The organism is Ruegeria sp. SATB027, from assembly GCF_059613825.1.
Genome location: NZ_JBXWTH010000045.1, coordinates 13623 through 27465, shown reverse-complemented (window position 1 = coordinate 27465; position 13843 = coordinate 13623). Strand labels below are relative to the sequence as shown.

Here is a 13843-nt window from a genome sequence, read left to right as displayed (position 1 = left end):
ACTGGTCCTCGATGAGGAAATGATCATCAGACCGGGAAAGTGGGTTCCCGTGTTCTCAACAATTCATTGGCTTCAAATCCTGTGGTCGGGCTCCGTGGCGGCTTCAACGATCGCCAGAACCTCGAACGGGTCAAAGCCGATGGCGCGCGCCAAGACGACCAGCTCGACAACGTCGACCCGGCGCTGGCCGCTCTCAAGGCGGGCAATAAGGGACTGGTGGCATCTGAGCCTGTCTGCCAGGTCTTTCTGACCAAGGCCCGCTTTGACACGGGCGTCGACCAACGCCTGACAGAGTGCCACTTGTCCCTTGCTTCTGATTGTCTTTGCCACGCGTCACATACCTTTTGTGACGTCGCTAGCGGATGAAATCTGTTATCTAAAAAGTAGATATATGAGGGTGTTATCGGCGTCTGGTTTCCATGGGCTGCAAGTCTGATGCTCCCGAGGTTGCCCATCAATCCCCTACCAATTGCAGGAACCGGCCATATTCCTCGCTGACTTCGCGCGCTTCCTCGAAGGCGCGGGCCCGTTCACCGTCGAGGCAACGGAAGTAGCTCTGGATATCCTGAATGTAATCTTCGAAGTCGCCGCGGATGATATCCGCATAGTCCCGCGCGGCCTGCGAATCGCTTGGCAGGAAAGGACGGGATGGCGCAAAGCAGGATTCCGCCAAAACCGGCCCAGGAACGCAGATCAGAAGGGCCATAGCTTGCAATGGGAGCAGGCATGTCAACCTTGGGTTTCTCAAACCTGTTATCTCCTTGATCGCGGACACTGGCCGTGACTAGTGTTTGCGTAACCAAACTACAGCCAAAGCACGATATTACATCTTGCGGTTGATAATATACTATCGTAACTCTGGGCTTCAAGTAGGAATGCCTGGGGTCGCGCCATTGGAGAAAGCGTGAGCCGGGCCATGAACTGGGACATCGAAGCACCAAATGTGGTTACGGAAGCCAGGTTCCGCGAACTCGTGGAAAGCGGCTATAGCGCAGAAATCCTGTGCCAAGAGTCGGCACACAAGAAAGGCCCCAGCTATTACGGGGTCTGGATCATGCGTGTTGTCTCTGATGACGGGGTGGAAAAGCTCCTCGTCACCGCCCGCACGCGGACGACCTACAACGATATCAAGATCCGCGAGTTCAAGACGATCTCCGGCGTGGTGTCTTTCTTCATTGGCCTTGGTTTTGCGCATGTCGACCTGCCGCTTGAGGCGGGGACAAGCCGTACGCACAAATTTGCGCCGCCAGACAAAGCCCCATCAGACAAGGGCGCTGGCAGCTAACCTCGTCTGTCTCTGGCTGGTCGCAGCACCTGCCTCAGCGCAAATGGTCCTGGTCATGGAGAGCGACGGCTCCCTGACCCCGTCCCGCTCTCAGAGCAGCTTTGCTCGAAACTACAATGAAGGGATTGGTCAGAGTTCGGCCTCCGATGGGATCGCGATCTTCGGCGAGGTAGAGGCCGAGCAAGAGGGCGTCCAAGTCGCGGCCCTTGCCCGCCCGACTCCCCTGCCCCGCGCCGATGTCCTCTCCGGGATTCAGACCACGGCCTTGCGCTATGCCGGCCATCCCGGCCTGCGTCGCGCGGGGCTTTCCGTGACGGATTGGCTAGCTCTCTATCGAGCCAATATCGAGGTTGAGAGCGCCTACCGGCAGGATGCGATTTCAAGTGCAGGTGCCATTGGCCTTGGTCAATTGATGCCCGACACCGCGCGCGACCTCGGCGTTGACCCGCGTGACCCTCAACAGAACCTCGACGGCTCTGCCCGCTACCTCGCGATGATGCTGGAGCGCTTCGGCGATCCGCATCTGGCGCTGGCGGCCTACAACGCGGGACCGGACGCCGTGCGCCAACACGGTGGCATTCCCCCTTACCGAGAAACCCAGAACCACGTGGCCCGCGTCATGGCTGTCGTGGCCCGATTGGAAGGATCGAATTCATGAAAAAGATTTCAAACCTCTTTGTCGCCTCGCTGGCGCTATTCCTGCTGATTGCCGAACCCGCCCTCGCCCAGAGCATTGATCTCTCCCCGATCCAGAGCCTGTTACAGGGCATCGTCGATGCGCTGACCGGCCCGCTTGGTGTTGTCATCGCGACGCTGGCCGTTCTCGGGGTCTTTCTCAGCTGGTTCTTCAACATCATCGATCTGCGCCAGGCGCTTTGGGTGCTTGTCGGCATTGCCGGTGTCGCGGCTGCCCCCACCATTGTTGCCGCGGTCTTTGCCGGTGGCTGAGCGCGCGCCCCTCTTTCTCGGGCTCGTGCGCCCGCCGAAGCTTCTGGGCCTGCCCATCATGTATGCGATGGTCTGGCTCTTCGGCTCTGTGCTCTTGTTCGTCTGGGTCCAGCATATCGCGGTACTGGCTGTCGCGGCCCTGCTCTATCCGGTGCTCTGGAAGGCCGCCGATTGGGACCCGCGTTTCATCGACGTGATGATGACGGCGCTGCAGGAGACACCGCCCACGCGTAACAGGTCCATTCATGGCGGGGACAGCTATGCCCCGTGATGACGCCCGTGATGCTGCGCTCGATGCCCGCACGATGACCCCGGAATGGTATGCGCGCGAGACCCGCCTCGCGCACATGCTGCCCTATGTGAGCCTCGTTGACGACCAGACCGTGCGGACCCGGGTGAACGAACTCTTCCGGTGCATCCGGCTCGAGGGGATCAACAGCTACACGACCGACGATGCCTATCTCGACAAGTTGACGGCACTTTTTGCCCGCATCGTCGCGCAGCTCGGGCCGGAATTCAGCTATTACGTCCACAAGGTCTCCAAGGCCATCAGACCGGATCTGGACCCAATTCGTGAGGACAGCTTCGCAGGCGAGGTCGACCGGCGCTGGCGCGCGAAACTCGAGACCAGCGGGCTCCGCGACAAGACCCTGACGCTCACCGTCATTCACCGCCCGCCCCCGAAAAGCCTCCTGCCGTTCCTCAGCCGCAGCGCACCGGACCGCCTGAGAGAGGAGACGCGCAAACGCCTGCAGCGCCTGGGCGAGGCCGTGAACGTCTTCCTGTCCGGCCTCGCAGAACTCAAACCGCGCCTGCTGTCAGCCGCATCAGGGGAGTTGGTGGGGTTTCTGGGCGCGCTTAACACGGGGCAAGAGCTGCCGCTTTACCCTGCCAATACCTATGGCTTTTTGTCCTTCAACGTCGCCAATACCCGCGTGACGTTCCACGGCGACCATTTCGAGCTTTCCGAAGGCGTCGTGGGCCATCGCTACGGCAAGAGTTTCACCATCGGGGAATATGCTGAGGCCACCTCCTGCACCATGTTCGACATGCTGAACCTGCCGGTCGACATGATCGTCACCCATTCCTTCACACCGATCAATTCCAACCTCATGGCGGGCCGCATCAAGCGGCAAAAGCGTCAGATGCAGGCCAGCCAAGATGCGGCGCTCTCGCTGATGGAAGCGCTCGATATCGCCGCAGATGATCTCGAGGCCAAGCGCCAAAGCTTCGGCGAGCACCACATGGTCGTGACGCTCTTTTGCGACACGCTGGACGAATTGCAGACCCTTAGCGCGGAAATCGTCAACGCGGCCGCCGCCGAAGGCGTGAAGATGATCGGCGAGCGAGTCGCGGCCAAAGCCCATTATCTGAGCCAGCATCCCGGCAACCAACCCAAACGCGTGCGTGCCAGTGCGATCACCAATCGCAACTTCGCGGATTTCGCGGCGTTTCATCGGACCCAGCTCGGCAAACCGGCCGCGAAAACCCCATGGGGCCGGGTCGTCACTTATTTGCCCACGCCCGAGCAGAGCGCCTACCGGTTTTCCTATCACGAGCAAGGCTCGCCCGACAAAGAACCGACCAGCGGGCATACGCTGATCATGGGACGGCCCGGATCGGGCAAGTCAGTGCTCTCGGCATTCCTCATGACGCAAGCCCGTCGAGCAGGGGCGCGGATCTTCGTCTTCGATTACCGTCTCGGTATGGAGATGGCGGTCCGCGCCAATGGCGGGCGCTACGCGTCTTTAAAAGCCGGACAACCTACTGGGCTCAACCCGCTCTGGACCGAAACCGATAATCGCGGCACGGCATGGCTTTCGGACTGGCTTGCCACCTTGCTCTACCGCGCCGACAAGCCCCTCACACCCGCGCAGACCAACCGCATTCAGGAAGTCGTCCGCCAAAATGCGCAGGCCTCGAACCCGGCCTTGCGGAACTGGCGGGATTTCGCATCGCTGTTCGTTTCGACCGATGATGGCGGCGACCTGCATCAGCGCCTGCTCGAATGGACGGAAGAGGGCCGCTACGGCTGGATTTTCGGACAGACGCTGGAAGACACGTTCTCGCTGGAAGGCGATGTTGTCGGCTTCGATCTCACCGGGATTCTCGACAGCGAGGCCGAGAAGGAACGCATGGCCGTCCTCTCCTATCTCTTCCGCCGGGTTGAGCGCGAGATCGAGGATCGGCGCCCCACCATCATCGTGATCGACGAGGCCTGGAAGGCCCTCGATAACGCGTATTTCGCCGAGCGGCTGTCGAACTGGCTTGTGACCGCGCGCAAGCAGAACACCGTTGCGGTAATGATGACGCAATACGCCAGCCAGCTCGAGCGCACCCGAACCGGCAAGACCATCGTCGAAGCGGTGCCCACACAAATCCTGCTTCCGAACATCCGCGCCCATGCCGCCGATTACGCGATGCTGAACCTCTATGAGAAGGAACTCGATGTGCTTCTCAACACCGGCAGCGACAGCCGCCTTGCGCTCATCCGCGACGACCAGGGCTCGATCGTCATTGATGCCGATCTGAGCGCCCTCGGGTCCAATCTCACCATCCTCGGCGGCATGGAAAAGGGCGAAGCGCTCGTGGGCGCCGATTACCGCGACCGCCCAGACTTTTGGAGACTTTCATGACACGCATTTTGTTGCTTCTCGCCGCGCTCGGCGCCTTGGCTTCCTGCGCCCAATACCAGGAATCGCAGGCCAATTGCTTTATCTTCCTGGCCTCGACGGCCCCTGTCGCGCCGGATTGTACCTTCACGCCCCTCGGCGCATCGGAGGGTGACGTTGAGGTCTAAGCTGCCCCATATCCTGGCCCTTTGCCTGCTGCCCGGTCTCGCCCTGTCCCAAGGTGTGCCGACCAATGACAGCGGGCTGACCGCGCGCGATATCGTCGAGACCGGCGATCGCGAGGCCGACCTCGCGATCCAGACGGACAAGCTCTCGGTGCGCGAACTCATCGCCGAGATCGAACGGGAGCAACTGGAGACCCTGCAACGCATCCTCGACGCCCAGACAAGCTTCGGCGGTCAGGGACTGCCAGCCATGGTATCTGGGCTGGAGAGCGGCAGCGGCGATCCGGCACGGTCCGTTGAAGCTGTCTACGGCAGTGCCGACATCGATCCCAATCCCGGCGGCGCGCAGATGTTTGGGGATGCGTCAGAAAATATCGAGCAGCTCATCATCCGGGTCGCTCAAGAGACCAGCGGCTTTGCGGGCGTGGGCCGCGCGGGTCTCTCGCCGGTCCAATGGCGCGCCCTGCTGCAGGCGCTCATCTGGCAGGAAAGCCGGTTCACCATCGGTGCGCGGTCACCGGTCGGCGCCTTTGGCCTCACCCAGATTATGCCGGGCACGGCCAGCGATCTCGGCATCAACCCGGAATACTATGACAGCCCTTACCTTCAGGTGCATGGCGGCGCGCGCTATCTCGCAACGCAACTCAACACCTTCGATGGCAACATCATCAACGCGCTCGCGGCCTATAATGCCGGCCCCGGCCGCGTCTTCGAATACGGTGGCGTGCCGCCCTTTGCCGAAACCCAGCACTACGTTCAGGTCATCCCCGAACGCTACAATCTCTATCTGAGCCGCATCGGCGGGATCGAAGCGCTCGGCACGATCGATCCGGCGCTTCTCGCCAAAGCCAACCTCTCGATCACCGGGCATGGTGCCGCCATTTATGGCAACAACTCCCCCGCCGCGATCAGGCAAGCCGCCCTGCGTATTGCGGATATCGTCGAGCGGATTTCCACGACCGAAGATGTGCAGGAAAGCATCGCGCTCAACACCTATGCCCGCGCCGAACTCGTGCGACTCGTCGCCGCGCGTATTCGGCTTCAGGCGGCGCGCACCCGCGTTCTCTCCGCCGAAGAGCTGGCCCAGGCCAGCGCCCGCATGGCCGAGGGCGCGTTCATGGAATTCACGATCAGGGAGATAGACTGATGAGAGATTTACTCTTGAGAACGGCCTTGGCCACGACACTTGGGATCGGTCTGCATCTCGGCACCCTGTCCCCTGCCCTGGCGCAAGGCGTGCCCGTCGTCGACACCCAGAACATCGCGCAAAACATCCAGCAGCTCCGGCAGATGATCGAAGACGAGATCCTGCAAAACGAGCAGCTGACGCAGCTCCGCGAACAACTCGCCACACTCACGGACCAACTCGCGGAGCTGCAAAGAACCTATGAAGCCCTGACCCGCCTTGCCGAACTTCCCGAGATCATCCGCACGGAAATGGAAGACGAGCTGAACGGCCTGCTCGACCAGGAATTCGGGGACATCCTCGCCACAATCGAAGCCATCAAGACGGGTGACTTCTCCGGCCTCTCTGGCTCCGGCGCAAGCGAGATCGAAACCCAGATGGACCGGGTGCTGGCCGATCTCGGATTTGACGACGACACCCTCTCCGAGATGGCCACCAGCGGCAATCCCGGGGCCAATCGCGTGGCGACACAAGCCACGACCGGGGCGCTGGTCTCGGCGGCGGCCCAGAACAGCTATGAAGACGCAGGGCAATCGCTGGAACGCGTCAACCGTCTCGTCGGGCTGATCGATGACATGGACGAACTCAAGGAAAGCATCGACCTCAATACTCGCGTGACGGCGGAACTCGCCATTGCTCTCGTTGCCATGTGGCAGCTCGAAGCGGTCCAGACGGTGGGCGATGGCACAGGCGGCGTGATCGATGCCGCCACCATCGCCGAGGAACAGCGCTTCATGGACTTCACTCTGCCGGACCTGCGGGCTGACTGATCGTGAGGGAATGAGGGGTGGCGACTGAACAGGAAATCATCGAAGAAGAGCTGGTCTATGGTGCCCTGCGCCGTGAACGGCTCTGGCAGCGCCTTGGGCTCATCGGGCTCATCTTCGGCATTCTCGGATGCCTGAGCGCTGCCGCGGTCGCGATCCTCGATGTCGATCCGCCTCCCGTGGTCGTGCCCTATGATCCCGCCACCGGCTTTGCACTCCCCGAGGCCTCGGTGGGAGCGACCTCGGTGACCGCCAACCAGGCCATCATCGAGGCGGAGGTCTTCCGCTATGTGACTGACCGCGAGGTCTACAACCAGCTCGACAACGATCTGCGCATCCGCAGCGTCTTGCGCCGCTCGGATGGTGCTGCCGAGAGCGGGTTGCGCCAGATCTGGAACAGCGCCAACGAGAATTACCCGCCCACGGTCTATGGCCCCAATGCCCGGCTGGATGTGGAAATCCTCAGCATCAACCGGATCGGCACCAACCGCGCCACGGTCCGCCTGCGCAAGCGCCTGACATCCATCAATGGCGTCCAGACGGGCCTCTTCACCGCCACGCTGCTCTTCGAGTTCCGTCCCGAGACCCGCCGCTCCATCGACGAGGTCTGGACGAACCCCTTCGGCTTCACCGTGCTCGAATATTCCATCCGTTCCGACAGATTGGAGAACTGACTTTGTTGTTCCCAAGATCGCTTGTTTTCGTCATTGCCCTGTTGCCCGGCCTTGCCTTCGCCGAAGCCATCCCGCGTGGCGGCCCCAACGACAGCCGCGTACGCCTGGCCACCTACCAGGAAGGCCAGGTCTATCGTCTCAACGTCTCGCTCACCCATGTGACCACGGTCGAGTTCGGGGAAGGCGAGAGCATCCGCTCGATCATCGCCGGCGACACGGAGGGCTTCGAGATCGACGGCGTTCCGGGCGGCCAGGCCTTCGCGATCAAGCCTGTCGCGCGCGGCGTCCATACCAATGTGACAGTCTATACCAACCGCCGCAGCTACTATTTCAACGTCGAGGAGACCCGCAGTCCGACCTTCTACGTGGTGCAGTTCCGCTATCCGGAGGACGATGCGCGCCCGACCCGGGCCATCGCGGCCCAAGCGCCGAACTACAACTACGGTGCCAGCGCGCGGACCGAGTTCACGCCAACGCGCATCTGGGATGACGGGACGTTCACGTATTTCGCCTTTCCAAGAAACGCGCCTGTGCCAGCGATCTTCCGCTACGCGGGCGGCCGCGAGCGCACGGTCAACACGCAAACTCCTGAAGACGGCGTGATCCGCGTCAGCGGCGTGAACCGCCAATGGGTCCTGCGACTGGGCGAAGAGGTGGTCTGCATCGAGGCGATCCCGCCCGCGGAGGCCACCTCATGAGCGATACCGAGAACACCGAGCTGGAAAAGCGCCTCGCCGCCCTGGAGAAAGGCAGTGCCCGCGCCCCCATAGCGGCGCAGCGCCGGTCGCCCCTTCTCGCGCTGATCGTGGTCCTCGTCATCGGCGCAGGTGGTGCCCTGCTTTATCTCCTCTCACAGCCCGACGAAGAGGAAGCCTTGCCGACGGCTACCCCGGATGTCTTCCAAAACGAGGGGGACGGCTTTGGCGCCATCGAGACCTTGCCCCCGCCCGAACCCGAGGTGGTTCTGGTCGCGCCGGAACCGGCCGAACCCAATGCCGAGCTGCTGGCGCAGCTCGCAGCTCTGCAGGCCCAGATCGAGGAATTGCGCAACGCGCCTGAGCCGGTGGTCGAAGAAGATACCGCCGCCGCCGAAGCCATCGATGCGCTGACCGCCCAGATCGCGGCGCTGCAGTCTGCCTCGGAAGCCGCACAGCAGCAGTTTCGCGAAGAGCTCACAGAGCGCGATCGCGAGCTGGAGCAACTCCGCCTGGATCTCGAGCTGGCCCAGCTCGAGGCCAACCGCCCCCTCCCAGCACCCATCGGGCCCACCGAGGACGAGCTGCGCGCGCGGGAAGAAGAACGGCTCCGCCGAGAGGAAGAAGCACGGCGGCTGGCGGACCTCGAACGCCGCGCGGCCGAGGAACGCGCGTTTCAGGAGCGCCGCATCGCCTCGCCCACCATCGCCTTTGGTGGCACATCCGGTGCAAATGAGACGGCGCTGACCGAGCGCACCTTTGGCGAGGTGACGGATTTTGTGCTGAATGGTGCGCTGCCCACTTCGGTGACGCAAGCTGAGGTCATCGCCAACCCCTCCAACACGATCATCCAGGGCACGATGATCCAGGCCGTCATGGAAACCGCCCTCGACAGCTCTCTGCCCGGCCAGACCCGGGCCGTTGTTTCCGAAGACGTGTTCAGTTTCGACGGTTCTCGGCTCTTGATCCCGCGTGGATCCCGCCTCATCGGGCGCTATCGTTCGGGCGTTGATATCGCGCAGCGCCGGGTCACGATCGCTTGGGACCGGATCATTCTGCCCGACAACCAGACCATCCAGATCAGTTCTTTTGGGGGCGATGAATTGGGTCGCTCCGGCGTCACCGGCTTTGTCGACACGCGCTTTGACGAGCGCTTCGGCTCGGCCGCGCTGATTTCACTGATCTCCGCCGCGCCTAGTGCAGCCGCTGCAAATGTGCAGGACGAAACCGCCGCGGATGTGCTCGAAGACGTGGGCGATGATCTTGCCGATGCCACGGACAGTGTGATTGGCGATTACCTCTCGATCGGCCCGGTCATCTATGTCGACCAGGGCGCCCGCGTCACGGTCATGGTCGACCGCGATCTGGAGATATTCTGAGCCCATGTCGCTGAGCTATCTTCAAACCTCGCTCGACCGGATCGACGCCGCCGCCCGCGACGATGTCATCGAGATTTGCATCAACCCAGACGGAACCTGCTGGGGCGAGTTCCAGGGCGATCACTTCATGAGAAAGCTGGACCAGAAGCTGACAGCAACCGAAGTGAAGGACCTCGGCAACCAGATCGCCTCCTCTGCCAACACCACGATGAGCAAGGACCGCCCCATCGTCTCGGTCTCGATCACTTACAAGGGCCGTCCGATCCGCGCACAGGTCATCACCCCGCCTGCCGTGCTCTCGGCCATGTCGATCAGCCTTCGGTTCTTCTCAAGCCTGCCGCTCGAGGGAATTGCGCTTGATTTCCTTTTTGGCAAGGAACGCAAGCTTGAAGAACTCCGCCTCGAGAAAACCCACGAACTGCGCGAAGTCGTGGCCGCGGGCGTGATCGACGATGCGCTGGCCTTTTGCGTCGACAACAAGCTTAACATGATCGTCTCTGGCGGCACCTCCACCGGCAAGACCGTGGCTGCACGCAAGATCCTCTCGCACGTGCCATCCGAGGAACGCATCGTCACCATCGAGGAAGCCGCCGAGCTTCTGCCGACCCAGCCCAATGCCGTGACCCTCATCGCCAATCGCGATGCGGAGTTCCAGACCGCCGATGTGCTGCTCACCGCAACGTTGCGCATGCGCCCCGACCGGATCATCCTGGGCGAGGTGCGCGGCAAGGAGGCCATGACCTTCCTCGAGGCGATCAACACTGGCCATGGCGGGTCCATGACCACGCTGCACGCAGAAACCCCGCAACTTGCCGTGCAGCGTCTGGCCATCGCCGCACTCAAGACCGAGATCCCGATGACCTATGCCGACATGATCCAATACATCGAGAACTCCATCGATGTGATCATCCAGGCCGGTCGCCACGATGGCCGGCGCGGCATCACCGAATTTTACCTCCCCGGCGCAACTGAGATTGGAACTTCCCGATGAAGACATTTGAATACGACATCCTGTCCTTTCCCATGACCCGAAAAACCAGTCTCACCGACATGCAGGCCAGCCTAAATGTGAAGGGGGCCGAAGGCTGGGAGGTCGTGTCGATCAGCTCCTCGGAATTCGCCAACGTGGGACACACTGTCTTCCTGAAGCGCGAGACCACACCCGCCAGAGCCACGGCATGAGGCAGGCGGGCTGTACCCTCGTACTGACTGCGCTGGTCTTGGGCCTGACGTCGGCACCCGGCTTCGCTGAGCGCAATCTCGTGCCGACCCTCGAGCGCAGTTTCGACGTCTGTCCAGACCGGCCCGCCGAGCCCGTCTGGATGCAGGAGATCCCCCTGCGCCAAGCCTATCAGCGCGTGTTGGTTCAAGACATCTACCACGCCCAAAATCTGGAACGGGTCGTCGAGACCGGCAACTGCGACTGCGCGACCCGGTTCCCATCGTGGGATGCGGCAGAGGCGGTGTTTCGTGAGCGCCACGCCAGTGATGAACGGTGGGAGATGCTTCAGGCCTCGGACGCCTACAACCGCCGCGCCAACGACGTTCGCCTTGAGGCTAAAGCCATCTGCGAAACCGCAGGCAATTGGTAAGGCTGATCCCCGATGAGCGTCGTCACCTATTTCGTTGAAACCTCCCAGGGCTATCTCGACACCGCCGCTGAAACCCAGTTCGGGTCGGTCGCGGCAACGGTCGGCACGCTTCTGGTGCTGGGAACAACGCTCGTGGTGATCCTCGTCTTCCTGAACATGATCTACCAGTACAAGGCGATGGACGGCCGCACGGCCTTCTGGCTCGCGGTCAAGATCGGGCTCATCGGGATATTTGCAACCAACTGGGTGCAGTTCAACGCCCTCTCCTCCGCCATCCTGGCCGGGATCGACAGCATTGCGGGGGCGCTCGTGGCTTCGGTCGGTGGTGGAACTCCTGGCCCTTCTGGCACCTTTGCAGAAGAATTCGACCGGTTGATCGCCGAGTTGGGGGACTATTTGAACGCTGCAGGCTCAGAGCTGAACTGGATGGCCGGCGCCATGCTCGACATCGTCGGTGTTCTTCTGCTCTCTATCCTCGGCGGGCTAGCCGCTTTCATCCTTGTGGCATCTCGCCTGATGATCGCCCTTCTGATCGGGATCGCGCCGGTCATGATTTTCCTGACCCTCTTCGAGGTCACCAAGGATTATTTCGCGCGCTGGCTGTCGGCGCTGGTCTCCTTCGCACTCTACCCCATCGTCGTGGCCGGCGTGTTCGCGACAATCACGGGCGTCTCCTCTGCGCTCATCGGTGAGCTTGGCGACCCGGAAGGGGCGTCAAATATCGGCGCGCTCATCCCCTTCTTCATGATGGTCCTCATGGCCAAGGGCTTCATCATTGCCACGCCCTTCATCGTCCGCGCGGTCTCCGGCAACATCATGATGCCCGCCCTCTCTGGTGGCCTAGGCGGCAGCTACAGCTTTGCCCGCGCCGCAATGGGCAGCCAGCAGGCCTACAATCGCTATCTGATCGGCGGGGCAAGTGGCGCAGAATACGCCGCCCTCAGGGCGCGGCAGTTCTTCGGCGTGCAGCAGATGCCCGTGAGACAAGGCATGGGGCAGACGGGTCAGGCAAGCGGCACAGGGTCACCGGGGGCCGGGTCTCAAATGTTGGCACAGCTGGCCCGGTTGGGAAGGTTGGGGCGGAGATGATGAAGCTTTGTTTTGCAAGGCTACCGAGCCATGGATGAACGGAGGTCCCATAAACATTCACCAGTAAAAACGGTACCACTAGAGCGGGTTCAAGCAGTCCTGCGCTCAGCAGTGAATGGAAGATCTGTCGGGCTTGAAGAGGCAATACGTGTCCTGGATTGCGATGCACATCACGCCAACCGCGTCTTGCGCCATATGGCCGAGGCTGGGTACTTGGAGCCTGCCGATATCCTTGACGGTCTGTATTATTGGCAGCTAACGCCGAACGGAACTCGCCTGGCAATGGAACCCAAGCGAAAGCGTATCGGGCACGATAAGGTTCAGACCATCATTTCTGAACTTCTTGCTCGGGCCAAGGTCATCAACAGCGATCCGAACCGCCTGCAACGTATCACATTGAAGCTGTTCGGCAGCGCGCTCGAGGAGCATGACGACTACGGGGACGTGGATGTTTCGATTGCGTATGTGCGACGCCAGCTAAGCGATATCGAACGTGAGCGCCTCGAAAACAGACTGAAAGCCCGTCAAAGCAAGTCAGACCGCCAATCCTTTCACGGACGCCTCATGGGGGCGGAACGTCAGGATACGCGCGAGATCATGGCGTTCCTGAAAAAGGGTCTGCCACATCTTTCGCTCATGAATGATGATCCTATGGACCTCGGGACACCGTACCGCTGGCTGGTCGACCACGACGTGAAAACGGACAGACCAGTTGATGTTTCTGACGATATCGTTCGACCCAACGGGCCTTCGATCCTCGACCAATACCCGAGGAAACCGCTACCGCCCATCACACTGCTTGAAGCACGACACAGAACCATTTCCGCGGATACCAAAGTTGCGATTCATGACTTACACATAGGTTTGGAGGACGCAGCCACGCTCGAGGAACAAATGTGGTCTCCGAAGGTCACGCGCGAAGGCGCTTTCATTGCCAATGACATCAGAAGTCAGAAGCGGGTCAAATTCGCCGGGTTTCAGCACCTATGTCCGATCTGGAAGAAAGACCTCGGCGGCGTAGCGATGCTGAAGGAAGCCCTCGACTGGTGCGATGAACATAAGGTTTGGGTCAGAGACCTATTTCCGGGAGTTTCAATCCAACGGTCCGACCGGACACATATCATACGCCTCGGGTGGGGCCATGACCTGATCTATTTCAATGTCGGCGGCAAATCGACAACTGGGAGCCTGCTGCCCAGAAATAGAACACGCGTTTCCAAAATTGACTTGGCCGGAGCCTATGCGGTCGGAAGGGCACTTTCGAAGATGTATGATGAAAGCAGGTCCGCGAAAATGCCATGGTTCAGCGCTGACATTTTGCTTCCGTTAGTCGAGCTAGACAGGCTTCCAGATTTCCCTCGGCTGCATAAAACGGGCGCGTTTAGAGAAGGTGCATTTCAAGGTCTGCGGGAGATCACCTTCTTCTGAGCC

The 13843-nt window shown here is 61.3% G+C and carries 18 protein-coding genes; 16 read left to right on the top strand and 2 right to left on the bottom strand.

The features are described from left to right. Positions 1–72: 72 nt before the first annotated feature. A complete protein-coding gene (locus AC2FPW_RS12915) occupies positions 73–330 on the bottom strand; it encodes a helix-turn-helix domain-containing protein (RefSeq protein WP_017470289.1) in 258 nt (85 codons plus the stop codon). A gap of 124 nt (positions 331–454) precedes the next feature. After that, the gene (locus tag AC2FPW_RS12910; RefSeq protein ID WP_008327366.1) at positions 455–706 is read right to left on the bottom strand and encodes a hypothetical protein; all 252 of its coding nucleotides are present in this window, start codon (positions 704–706) and stop codon (positions 455–457) included. Between the two features lie 210 nt (positions 707–916). Here AC2FPW_RS12910 and AC2FPW_RS12905 point away from each other — a divergent pair, with 210 nt between their 5' ends. From AC2FPW_RS12905 to AC2FPW_RS12830, 16 genes are all read left to right on the top strand, one after another. Beyond that, positions 917–1285 carry a hypothetical protein gene (locus AC2FPW_RS12905; protein ID WP_008327368.1) on the top strand — a complete coding sequence of 123 codons (369 nt, stop codon included), beginning with the start codon at positions 917–919 and terminating at the stop codon, positions 1283–1285. A 43-nt stretch (positions 1286–1328) separates the two neighbouring features. Beyond that, positions 1329–1943 (top strand): lytic transglycosylase domain-containing protein, encoded by a 615-nt coding sequence (locus tag AC2FPW_RS12900; protein WP_496814060.1) that lies wholly within the window; start codon positions 1329–1331, stop codon positions 1941–1943. Next, entirely contained in the window at positions 1940–2233 is a 294-nt protein-coding gene (locus tag AC2FPW_RS12895; protein WP_073038186.1) for a TrbC/VirB2 family type IV secretion system protein, read from the top strand. Before AC2FPW_RS12900 ends, AC2FPW_RS12895 begins: the two co-directional genes overlap by 4 nt. Further along, positions 2226–2504 (top strand): VirB3 family type IV secretion system protein, encoded by a 279-nt coding sequence (locus AC2FPW_RS12890; protein WP_025042451.1) that lies wholly within the window; start codon positions 2226–2228, stop codon positions 2502–2504. Before AC2FPW_RS12895 ends, AC2FPW_RS12890 begins: the two co-directional genes overlap by 8 nt. Next, on the top strand, positions 2494–4869 hold the full coding sequence (locus AC2FPW_RS12885; RefSeq protein ID WP_496814059.1) for a VirB4 family type IV secretion/conjugal transfer ATPase: 2376 nt from the start codon (positions 2494–2496) through the stop codon (positions 4867–4869). The genes AC2FPW_RS12890 and AC2FPW_RS12885 overlap by 11 nt, the downstream gene beginning before the upstream one ends. Next, on the top strand, positions 4866–5033 hold the full coding sequence (locus AC2FPW_RS12880; protein WP_496814057.1) for a hypothetical protein: 168 nt from the start codon (positions 4866–4868) through the stop codon (positions 5031–5033). The genes AC2FPW_RS12885 and AC2FPW_RS12880 overlap by 4 nt, the downstream gene beginning before the upstream one ends. A 55-nt stretch (positions 5034–5088) precedes the next feature. Continuing rightward, entirely contained in the window at positions 5089–6177 is a 1089-nt protein-coding gene (locus AC2FPW_RS12875; RefSeq protein WP_496814109.1) for a lytic transglycosylase domain-containing protein, read from the top strand. After that, on the top strand, positions 6177–6986 hold the full coding sequence (locus tag AC2FPW_RS12870; RefSeq protein ID WP_496814055.1) for a type IV secretion system protein: 810 nt from the start codon (positions 6177–6179) through the stop codon (positions 6984–6986). Before AC2FPW_RS12875 ends, AC2FPW_RS12870 begins: the two co-directional genes overlap by 1 nt. A gap of 17 nt (positions 6987–7003) precedes the next feature. After that, positions 7004–7657, top strand: coding sequence for a VirB8 family type IV secretion system protein (locus tag AC2FPW_RS12865; RefSeq protein ID WP_496814053.1), 654 nt, complete (start codon positions 7004–7006; stop codon positions 7655–7657). A 2-nt stretch (positions 7658–7659) separates the two neighbouring features. After that, a complete protein-coding gene (locus AC2FPW_RS12860) occupies positions 7660–8355 on the top strand; it encodes a TrbG/VirB9 family P-type conjugative transfer protein (protein ID WP_496814052.1) in 696 nt (231 codons plus the stop codon). Continuing rightward, on the top strand, positions 8352–9731 hold the full coding sequence (locus AC2FPW_RS12855) for a TraB/TrbI/VirB10 family type IV secretion system protein (RefSeq protein WP_496814050.1): 1380 nt from the start codon (positions 8352–8354) through the stop codon (positions 9729–9731). Before AC2FPW_RS12860 ends, AC2FPW_RS12855 begins: the two co-directional genes overlap by 4 nt. A gap of 4 nt (positions 9732–9735) precedes the next feature. After that, positions 9736–10722, top strand: coding sequence for an ATPase, T2SS/T4P/T4SS family (locus AC2FPW_RS12850; RefSeq protein WP_496814049.1), 987 nt, complete (start codon positions 9736–9738; stop codon positions 10720–10722). Beyond that, positions 10719–10913, top strand: coding sequence for a hypothetical protein (locus tag AC2FPW_RS12845; protein ID WP_496814048.1), 195 nt, complete (start codon positions 10719–10721; stop codon positions 10911–10913). Before AC2FPW_RS12850 ends, AC2FPW_RS12845 begins: the two co-directional genes overlap by 4 nt. 80 nt (positions 10914–10993) lie before the next feature. Then, positions 10994–11323, top strand: coding sequence for a hypothetical protein (locus tag AC2FPW_RS12840; protein WP_496814046.1), 330 nt, complete (start codon positions 10994–10996; stop codon positions 11321–11323). 12 nt (positions 11324–11335) lie between these two features. After that, positions 11336–12412, top strand: a complete 1077-nt coding sequence (locus AC2FPW_RS12835; protein ID WP_496814045.1) for a TrbL/VirB6 family protein — start codon at positions 11336–11338, stop codon at positions 12410–12412. 111 nt (positions 12413–12523) lie between these two features. After that, positions 12524–13840 (top strand): hypothetical protein, encoded by a 1317-nt coding sequence (locus AC2FPW_RS12830; protein WP_496814044.1) that lies wholly within the window; start codon positions 12524–12526, stop codon positions 13838–13840. Positions 13841–13843 lie beyond the last annotated feature (3 nt).

Excerpts from the sequence above, each read along its gene's own strand:
- AC2FPW_RS12910 (WP_008327366.1), bottom strand. The coding sequence starts at position 706 with ATGGCCCTTCTGATCTGCGTTCCTGGGCCGGTTTTGGCGGAATCCTGC.
- AC2FPW_RS12905 (WP_008327368.1), top strand. The coding sequence starts at position 917 with ATGAACTGGGACATCGAAGCACCAAATGTGGTTACGGAAGCCAGGTTC.
- AC2FPW_RS12900 (WP_496814060.1), top strand. The coding sequence starts at position 1,329 with ATGGTCCTGGTCATGGAGAGCGACGGCTCCCTGACCCCGTCCCGCTCT.
- AC2FPW_RS12895 (WP_073038186.1), top strand. The coding sequence starts at position 1,940 with ATGAAAAAGATTTCAAACCTCTTTGTCGCCTCGCTGGCGCTATTCCTG.
- AC2FPW_RS12885 (WP_496814059.1), top strand. The coding sequence starts at position 2,494 with ATGCCCCGTGATGACGCCCGTGATGCTGCGCTCGATGCCCGCACGATG.
- AC2FPW_RS12880 (WP_496814057.1), top strand. The coding sequence starts at position 4,866 with ATGACACGCATTTTGTTGCTTCTCGCCGCGCTCGGCGCCTTGGCTTCC.
- AC2FPW_RS12870 (WP_496814055.1), top strand. The coding sequence starts at position 6,177 with ATGAGAGATTTACTCTTGAGAACGGCCTTGGCCACGACACTTGGGATC.
- AC2FPW_RS12855 (WP_496814050.1), top strand. The coding sequence starts at position 8,352 with ATGAGCGATACCGAGAACACCGAGCTGGAAAAGCGCCTCGCCGCCCTG.
- AC2FPW_RS12850 (WP_496814049.1), top strand. The coding sequence starts at position 9,736 with ATGTCGCTGAGCTATCTTCAAACCTCGCTCGACCGGATCGACGCCGCC.
- AC2FPW_RS12845 (WP_496814048.1), top strand. The coding sequence starts at position 10,719 with ATGAAGACATTTGAATACGACATCCTGTCCTTTCCCATGACCCGAAAA.
- AC2FPW_RS12835 (WP_496814045.1), top strand. The coding sequence starts at position 11,336 with ATGAGCGTCGTCACCTATTTCGTTGAAACCTCCCAGGGCTATCTCGAC.